Below are 9,065 nucleotides of genomic sequence, written 5' to 3' on the forward strand. Positions count from 1 at the left end.
CACAGGGATCTTCGGTGGACACAAATTGTGTGGCAGAAGATAAAACTGTGGGAGCGGGCTTGCCCGCGATGAGGCCTTTAAAGGCACCACAAAACCCCATTCCTGAACCCTCCCTGAAGAACCCCGCAATTCCCCCTGCAAGATCCTGCAACAGGTTTACTCTCCAAATACCGGGGCGTAAGCTTCGCGCGTTTTCATCAATAGCGGAGACCCACAGTGGGTACTTGTTCGAGTGACAGTAGTCGGCCGGTTTCGATAACCGGCACCTTCCCGGCAAGATAACGCGCTGAATTTCCGTGCCGTTGTCTCGCCGTAAATGCGAGCAGCGGCTTCCCGATCCCTGACCGGTCCCGGTCGGCTTCCTGACGTCCTCTCATCGACGCTGAACCGTGCGTGATGTTCGACTTGTTGTCGTCATCGCGGCGCACCGACACGCCTGCTCGACGGTCTCCCGGCTGATCCTGGGGGAACTGCCATGAACCTGACCCTGCTCAAGGAATTCTTCGCCGGATTCCTGCGTACCCGCCACATTGCCCGGCACTTCCGTCGCCTGGCGCTGCTGGAAAACTTCACCGACACCACGGTCAGCCGCGAGGTGCCACCGACCCTGGCGCAAACCCTGGTCAGCGCCGCCGGCAGCGACACCGGGCCGCTGCTCGCGCGCCTGGGTAGCCACACCGACGGCTTGAGCGATGAAGAGGCTGACGTGCTGCGCGAGCAGTTCGGCCTCAACGAGGTCGAGCACGAACAGCCGCTGCCCTGGTGGACCCACCTGTGGCACTGCTACAAGAATCCGTTCAACCTGCTGCTGACCCTGCTGGCGGTCATCTCCTGGCTGACCGAAGACATGAAAGCCGCCGTGGTGATTTTCTCCATGGTGGTGCTCTCGACCCTGCTGCGCTTCTGGCAGGAAGCCAAGTCCAACCAGGCCGCCGACGCGCTCAAGGCCATGGTCAGCAACACCGCGACCGTGCTGCGCCGGGACATGCAAGGGCAGGGCGCCCAGCGCCTGGAACTGCCGATCAAGCAACTGGTGCCGGGTGATCTGATCGTGCTGTCCGCCGGCGACATGATTCCCGCCGACTGCCGGGTGCTCAGCGCCAAGGACCTGTTCGTCAGCCAGGCGGCGATGACCGGCGAATCGATGCCGGTGGAGAAATTCCCCCGTCAGCAGGACCGCGACACCCTCAATCCGCTGGACCTGGACAACATTCTGTTCATGGGCACCAACGTGGTGTCCGGCACGGCCATGGCGCTGATTCTCACCACCGGCAACGACACCTATTTCGGCGCGCTGGCGCAGCGTGTCGGCGCCACCGATCGCGCACCGACCTCGTTCCAGACCGGAGTCAACAAAGTCAGCTGGCTGCTGATCCGCTTCATGTTCGTCATGGCGCCGCTGGTGCTGTTCATCAACGGCTTCACCAAGGGCGACTGGACCGAAGCGCTGCTGTTCGCGCTGTCGATTGCCGTGGGCCTGACCCCGGAAATGCTGCCGATGATCGTCACCTCGACCCTGGCCAAGGGCGCGGTGTTCCTGTCGCGCAAGAAAGTCATCGTCAAACGCCTGGACGCGATCCAGAACTTCGGCGCCATGGACGTGCTGTGCACCGACAAGACCGGCACCCTGACCCAGGACAGGATCTTCCTGGCGCGCAACGTCGACGTCTGGGGCAACGACTCCGATGACGTGCTGGAAATGGCCTATCTGAACAGCTACTACCAGACCGGCCTGAAAAACCTGCTGGATGTGGCGGTGCTCGAGCACGTGGAAATCCATCGCGAATTGAAGGTGGGCACGGCGTTTCGCAAGGTCGACGAGATTCCCTTCGACTTCACCCGCCGGCGCATGTCGGTGGTGGTCGCCGAGCGTGATCAGCCGCACCTGTTGATCTGCAAGGGGGCTGTGGAGGAAGTGCTGGCGGTGTGCAGCCGGGTGCGACATGGCACGGTGGATGAGGTTTTAAGCGAAGAACTGCTGGCGCGGATTCGCCAGGTCACCGCCACCTTCAACGCCGAAGGTCTGCGCGTTGTCGCGGTGGCTGCGCGGCCGATGATTGAAGGGCGCGATACCTACAGCCTGGCGGATGAGCAGCAACTGACGCTGATCGGCTACGTGGCATTTCTCGATCCACCCAAGGACAGCACCGCACCGGCGCTCAGGGCCCTGGCCGAGCATGGCGTGGCGGTGAAAGTGCTGACTGGCGACAACGAACTGGTGACCGCGAAGATCTGCCGCAAAGTCGGGCTGGAACAACAGGGCCTGCTGCTGGGCAACGACGTCGAGCGCATGAGCGATGCGGAACTGGCGGTGGCGGTGGAGCACACCAACGTCTTCGCCAAACTGACGCCGTCGCACAAGGAACGCATCGTGCGCCTGCTCAAGGGCAACGGCCACGTGGTCGGCTTCATGGGCGACGGCATCAACGACGCCCCGGCCCTGCGTACCGCCGACATCGGCATTTCGGTGGACAGCGCCGTGGACATCGCCAAGGAAGCGGCGGACATCATCCTCCTGGAAAAGAGCCTGATGGTGCTGGAGGAGGGCGTGCTGGAAGGGCGGCGCACCTTCGCCAACATGCTCAAGTACATAAAGATGACCGCCAGCTCCAACTTCGGCAACGTGTTCTCGGTGCTGGTGGCCAGTGCGTTCATTCCGTTTTTGCCGATGCTGCCGATGCATCTATTGGTGCAGAACCTGCTGTATGACGTTTCGCAGATCGCCATTCCGTTCGACAACGTGGATGCCGAGATGCTGGCAGCGCCGCAACGCTGGCAGCCGGCGGATGTGGGGCGGTTCATGCTGTTTTTCGGGCCGATCAGCTCGGTGTTCGACATCACCACCTATGCGTTGATGTGGTACGTGTTTGGCGCCAATTCGCCTGAGCATCAAACGCTGTTTCAGTCTGGCTGGTTCATGGTGGGGCTGCTGACCCAGACGTTGATCGTGCACATGATTCGCACGCCGAAAGTGCCGTTCCTGCAGAGCCGTGCGGCGACGCCGTTGATGGTGATGACCGGGATTATCATGGCGGTGGGGATCTTTCTGCCGATGGGGCCGTTGGCGCATTACTTCAAATTGCAGGCGTTGCCGGGGTTGTATTTTGTGTTCTTGCCGGTGATTTTGCTGGCGTACATGGGGCTGACGCAGGCGGTGAAGGGGTTCTATATTCGGCGGTTTGGGTGGCAGTGAAGTGGCGCGTGTTTCCCTTTTTGAACATGTCCCCCTGTGGGAGCGAGCCTGCTCGCGATGGTCGCCAATGATGACGCTGGCGGCCTGATGCCCCGTGGTGTTCTCTCGTTCATCGCGAGCAAGCTCGGCTCCTACAGTGGGCCTCGTACATCCGCAAGCATCAGGTTGGCTACCAGGCCGTCATCGCTGGCAAGCCAGCTCCCACAGGTTTTGTGGCCATACACAATTCTGTGGGCGACCCCGAATCACTGTAGGAGCGAGCATGCTCGCGATGGTGGTCAACGATGACACGGGGTGTCTGAATGCCCGCGGTGTCCGGGCATTCATCGTGAGCAGGCTCGCTCCCACAGGAGCTCCTGGACTTGAACAGCACCAAAACCAAACCACCCCGTCCAGATAAGAGGGTCTGTATTTAGGAAAAGTCCTACAGAAACCCCCGAGTCTCTTCCGTAGCCTTGCGCGCCTCATCAATCGGACCCGCTGCGGAGGTCATATTGCCAAAATCATCACGCATCCTGATCGCGGACGAACAGCACTTCAATCGGCTGCGGATCGAGCGTCAGTTCAATCAGCTCGGCTACTTCGGCGTGGCGCCGGTGCAGAGCCTGGACGAACTGCTGATCCTGGTCGAATACGCCAGCGAGCCCTTCGACTTGCTGCTGGTCAACGCAGCCATGGCGGGCGGCAAGCTGGACCTGCTGGATTTCTGTCTCGACAACGGTCAACTCGATCGCGTGTTGATCTACGACGGACAGCAGGCGCAGTTGCCCGCGATCCCTACTCAAAGGCCGCGGAAGGTTCAGGTGAGCCATGCCGTGCTGCCGGATCCGGGGATGATCCACGGGCTGATGGCCGTCCCGATCCAGGTCGACCGTTCGTCGGAACTGTCATTTCTGTCAGGTAGCCCGACGCACTGATCCGTGCAAAAGTCTATGCGCAGCCGCTGCGTCTAATCCGGGCATTGCCCACTCGTCGTGTTTTTGCTCAGGGAGTTGCCATGAGAAAAGGGCTCGTTGTGGACGATCATCCGGTGATTCTCGGCGCCGTCAAAATCGTACTCAAGCAGGAGGGATTCCAGCGTATTCATGAAGCCCACAGTGGCAACGAAGTACTGCCGATGATCCGGGAGCACAAACCCGACATTGTGATACTGGATCTGAACATCCCATACCTTGACGGATTGGAAGTACTGACGCGGATCAAAGCGGGCAACATGGGCTGTCGCGTGGTGGTCTTCACTTCCCAGGAGCCGCTGTTCTATCAGGACCGATGCATGCGGGCCGGCGCGTCGGCCTACGTCCCCAAGACCAATAATCTCGAACATCTGCAAAAAGCCGTCCGCGCGGTGATGGGCGGCTACACCTATTTCACCCAACTGCCGACGAGTCAGGTGACTACATTGCAGCGCAGTGAAAAAGAAATGATCGATCAGCTGTCGGACCGCGAGCTGACCATTTTCCAGCATCTGGCCCGGGGTATCAGCAACAAGGAAATCGCCGCCGTCCTGCATCTGAGCCACAAGACCGTCAGCACCTACAAAACCCGCTTGATCGAAAAGCTAAACGTGGATTCGTCGGTCCATCTGCGCGATCTCGCTCTGCGCAATCATCTGATCTGAATGAACTCTCTTCGACATTTGCGTTGCCTGATCCTGCTGCTGCCCATTCTTTATCTATGGACATTAAGCGCCAGCGCACAGCCACAAACCTTGAATTTGCTGGGACGTTCTAGCGTGGACGGTTACAGCGTCAGGCTGCCCGCGGGCGACTGGCGCTGGCTGCAGCAAAAGGGCCGCCTGACCCTGGCCGTCTCCGCCCCGGACTACCCCCCGTTCGACATCACTGCCACTGGCAACAGCCTGGAAGGGATAACCGCCGATTACATCGGCCTGCTCCAGCAACTGTTGCGCATCGAGATCGACATTCAACGCTACTCCTCGCGAGAAGAAGCCGTGCGCGCGCTCAAGCAGGGCGAGGTGGACCTGCTGGGCACGGCCAATAGCTATGAAACCCAGGACCCGCAACTGCAGATGTCCAGTGCCTACGCGGTGGACCAGCCGGTGCTGGTGACCCGCACCGATTCCTCATGGCTACCGGACCCGGCGCTGGCCGGTAAGCGCCTGGCGATGCTCTACCACTACCTGCCCGAACGGAACGTGCAACAGTTCTATTCCCAGGCTCAGGTTCAGCTGTTCCCCTCGACCCTGGCGGCGGTGGGCGCCGTGGCGTTCGGTCAGGCCGATGTCTACCTGGGCGATGCGATCAGCGCCCACTACCTGATCCGCAAAAACTACCTCAACAACGTGCAACTGGCCGACTTCTCGCTCATGGAATCGGGGCGTTTCGCCTTTGCCATGAGCGGCGACAACAACCAGCTGCTGCGCATCGTCAACCAGGCGCTGGCGGTGATTCCGGCCAATGAGCAGATGAACATCCTGCGGCGCTGGGGTGCGAGCGATGTGTCGATGCCCGGCACGCAATCCCTGCAATTGAGCGTGGCCGAGCAACGCTGGCTCGATCAGCACCCGCGGGTGCGGGTGGCGATCAACGAAAACATCGCGCCGATCACCTTCATCGACGGCGATAGCAAATTTCGCGGCATTGGTGTCGATGTGCTGGCGAAAATCAGCCTGCGCACCGGCCTGCAATTCGACATCCGCGCCATGCCGTCGGTGGCCGAGATGGTCAAGGCGATCAAAAGCGGTGAGATCGACGTACTGGCCGGGATCGGCCTGAGCTCCCAGCGTGAGGAAGACTTGCTGTTCACCCGGGCGTTCCTGACCAGCCCTTCGGTGCTGGTGACCCGGGTGGCGCCGGACAGCCCCAAGGTCCTCGACCAGATGGCCGGAAAGACCCTGGCCCTGACCCAGGGCAATATCGCCGGAGAATTCGTGCGCCAACACTTCCCGCTGATCCGCTGCATGGATGCGCCGCTGTCGGCCGATGCCATGGAACTGGTCGCCCAAGGCAAGGCCGACGGCAGTATCAATTCACTGATCAGCGCCCGTTATCTGATTTCCCGGCAATACCGCGATCGCCTGCAAGTGAGCAGCACCGTGGGTACCGACCCCGCCCGCAGCACCCTGGCCACCAGCCGCCAGGCGACCGAACTGCACTCGATCCTCGACAAGGCGCTGTTGAGCATCCCTCCCGAAGAAATCGAAGAACTGACCCTGCCCTGGCGCAACGATCTGATGGTGGAGCAGAGCTACTGGCTGCGTCATCGGCAGAACATTTTCCAGGGCTTCGTCGCCGCCGGCGTCCTGCTGACCCTGGCCCTGAGCGCGATGGCCTGGCAGCGTCGGCAGATCCGCCAGCGCCAGCAGTGGCTGCGACAATTGCAGGAAGCCAAGGACGCCGCCGACGATGCCAACCGGGCCAAGACCACCTTCCTGGCGACCATGAGCCACGAGATCCGCACGCCGATGAACGCGCTGATAGGCATGCTGGAACTGGCACTCAAGCGAGCCGACGAGGGCGTGACCGACCGCGCGGCCATCGAGGTGGCGTCCAATGCCGGGCAGCAATTGCTCGGATTGATCGGTGACATTCTCGACATTGCACGGATCGAATCCGGGCATCTGTCCCTGGCACCGGAACGGGCCAATCTGCAAGCGCTCGTGCTGTCGGTGTGCCGGGTCTTCGAGGGGCTGGCCCGGCAGAAGAACCTGCAATGGCGGGTCGAGGTGGGCGAGCACAGCGATTGCGACTTGCTGATCGACCCCACGCGCTTCAAGCAGATTCTCTCCAACCTGTTGAGCAATGCGATCAAGTTCACCGAACAGGGCGACATCAGCCTGAAATTGCAGGTGACGCCCGCGCCGCTGGATCGGGTCGCGGTCAGCCTGTGCATCGAGGACAGCGGCATCGGCATCAGCGCCTTTGACCAGCAACGGCTGTTCAGCCCGTTCGTGCAGGCCGGCAACAACCCACAATCGAGCCGGCAGGGTTCGGGGCTTGGCTTGGCGATCAGCCGCACCCTGTGCGACATGATGGGTGGTGCGCTCAAGCTCGACAGCGAGCTGGGGCGCGGGACGCGGGTGCAGATCGATCTGAGTCTGGTGGCGCTGCCGGCAGTTGCCTGTGCCGAGTCGGCGCCGGAAGAATCGCCAGTAAAACCCCGTCAGTTGAAGATTCTGGTGGTCGACGATTACCCGGCCAATCGCCTGTTGATGTCACGCCAGCTGGGTTACCTGGGGCATCAGGTCGAGGTCGCGGAGGATGGGCAGCAGGGATTCGAGCGGTGGCGCGAGCAGGTATTCGATCTGCTCATCACCGACTGCAACATGCCGGTGGTCAGCGGCTACGAGCTGGCGGCGGCGATCCGCAAGGAGGAAGGCTTTGACGGTAAGCGGCCGACAGTGATTCTGGGTTTCACCGCCAACGCGCAGCCCGAGGAGAAAAAGCGTTGTCTGGACGCGGGGATGGACGATTGCCTGTTCAAGCCGATTCGACTGGTCGACCTGAGCGCCTGGCTGGCGTCGAAATTTCCGGGGGAGGCGAGCGAACTGCCGGCTAACGCGGAGATTGATCTGAGCGGGCTTCGCCACTTCACCGGTGCTGACGATGAGCTCATCACCCAGCTGTTGCACGATCTGGCGGTGACCAATCGCGAAGACCGTGAACGCTTGTTGCAGGTGCATGCCAGTGGTGATCGCCATGCCGTGCAAGATCTGGCGCACCGGATCAAGGGCGGGGCGCAGATGGTTCAGGCGCAGAATCTGGTGGACTGTTGCGAGCGGCTGGAACAAGCCTGCCGCGACGATGACGCCATACTGATCGACGCGGCTGTCGATCAGTTGCAGCAGGCCATGACCCGTCTGGATCACAGCCTTGGTTCAAACGCCGGTTAATCCCAGAGTGGAGCCAGGCCTTCCGGGCTGGTCAGGCGATGACCGCGGTCGAGGCCGGCGATCAGCGCCATGTCGGCCTCGCTCAGTTTCAGCTCGCAGGCCTTGAGGTTGCTGGCCAAGTTGGCGCGCTTGGTCGAAGACGGGATCACCGCATAACCCGATTGCATGGCCCAGGCCAGGGTCACCTGGGCCGGGGTGGCTTGCAGGCGATCGGCGATCTGCTCGACGACAGGGTCCTTGAGCACTTCACCGTAGGCCAGGGTCATGTACGAGGTGATGTGGATGCCCTGGCTCTGTGCGAACTCGACCACCTTGCGGTTTTGCAGGTACGGATGCAGTTCGATCTGGTTGGTGGCGATGTTCTCGGCACCGACGGCGGCGATGGCCTGTTTCATCAGGTCGACGGTGAAGTTCGACACACCGATCTGCCGGGTCAGGCCCAGGCGTTTGGCTTCGAGCAGGGCGCCCATGAATTCGGCGACCGGCACCTGGTCTTCCGGCGACGGCCAGTGGATCAGGGTCAGGTCCAGGTAATCGGTGCGCAGTTTTTGCAGGCTTTCCTTCAGGCTCTCGATCAGGCGGCCGCCTGCGAAGTTGGCGACCCAGATCTTGCTGGTGATGAACAGCTCTTCGCGGGGGATGCCGCTGGCAGCGATGGCCTCGCCGACTTCGGCTTCATTCTCATAGATCTGCGCGGTGTCGACGGTGCGGTAACCCAGCTCCAGGCCGGTTCGGACCGAATCGATCACCACCTGGCCCTGCAAGCGGAAAGTACCGAGGCCGAAGGCGGGAATAGACATTGAAGACTCCAGTGGTTGCGGTGGGAATGGGCGGCAGTATCCGCATCTGCATCCGTGAGAAAAACCGCTGGAGCGGCAAAGCAATGTTAACCGTAGGTCAAGAATGGGTGTCGGGTCAGTTGGATTGATGGTGTCCGGTCGGGCCTCTTCGCGAGCAAGCCCGCTCCCACAGTTGATCTTCATGTGACACAAATTTTGTGTGTGACAAAAATCCAATGTG

Annotated in this window: 5 protein-coding genes; 4 read left to right on the forward strand and 1 reads right to left on the reverse strand. The window is 61.3% G+C overall.

Features of this window, described 5'->3' with window-relative positions:
• Positions 1-475 precede the first annotated feature (475 nt).
• The 4 genes from mgtA (at position 476) to ACW9JE_RS25740 (ending at position 8,045) form a co-directional block, all read left to right on the forward strand.
• The gene (gene mgtA, locus ACW9JE_RS25725; RefSeq protein WP_457434332.1) at positions 476-3,193 is read left to right on the forward strand and encodes a magnesium-translocating P-type ATPase; all 2,718 of its coding nucleotides are present in this window, start codon (positions 476-478) and stop codon (positions 3,191-3,193) included.
• A gap of 494 nt (positions 3,194-3,687) precedes the next feature.
• Positions 3,688-4,110, forward strand: coding sequence for a response regulator (locus tag ACW9JE_RS25730; RefSeq protein ID WP_457434333.1), 423 nt, complete (start codon positions 3,688-3,690; stop codon positions 4,108-4,110).
• A gap of 80 nt (positions 4,111-4,190) precedes the next feature.
• Entirely contained in the window at positions 4,191-4,811 is a 621-nt protein-coding gene (locus tag ACW9JE_RS25735) for a response regulator transcription factor (RefSeq protein WP_224537658.1), read from the forward strand.
• Positions 4,812-8,045, forward strand: coding sequence for a transporter substrate-binding domain-containing protein (locus ACW9JE_RS25740; protein WP_457434334.1), 3,234 nt, complete (start codon positions 4,812-4,814; stop codon positions 8,043-8,045).
• Here ACW9JE_RS25740 and dkgB read toward each other — a convergent pair.
• Positions 8,042-8,845 carry a 2,5-didehydrogluconate reductase DkgB gene (dkgB, locus tag ACW9JE_RS25745; protein WP_224537662.1) on the reverse strand — a complete coding sequence of 268 codons (804 nt, stop codon included), beginning with the start codon at positions 8,843-8,845 and terminating at the stop codon, positions 8,042-8,044. The genes ACW9JE_RS25740 and dkgB overlap by 4 nt on opposite strands.
• Between the last annotated feature and the right edge of the window lie 220 nt (positions 8,846-9,065).

Source organism: Pseudomonas sp. SDO55104_S430, from assembly GCF_054070595.1.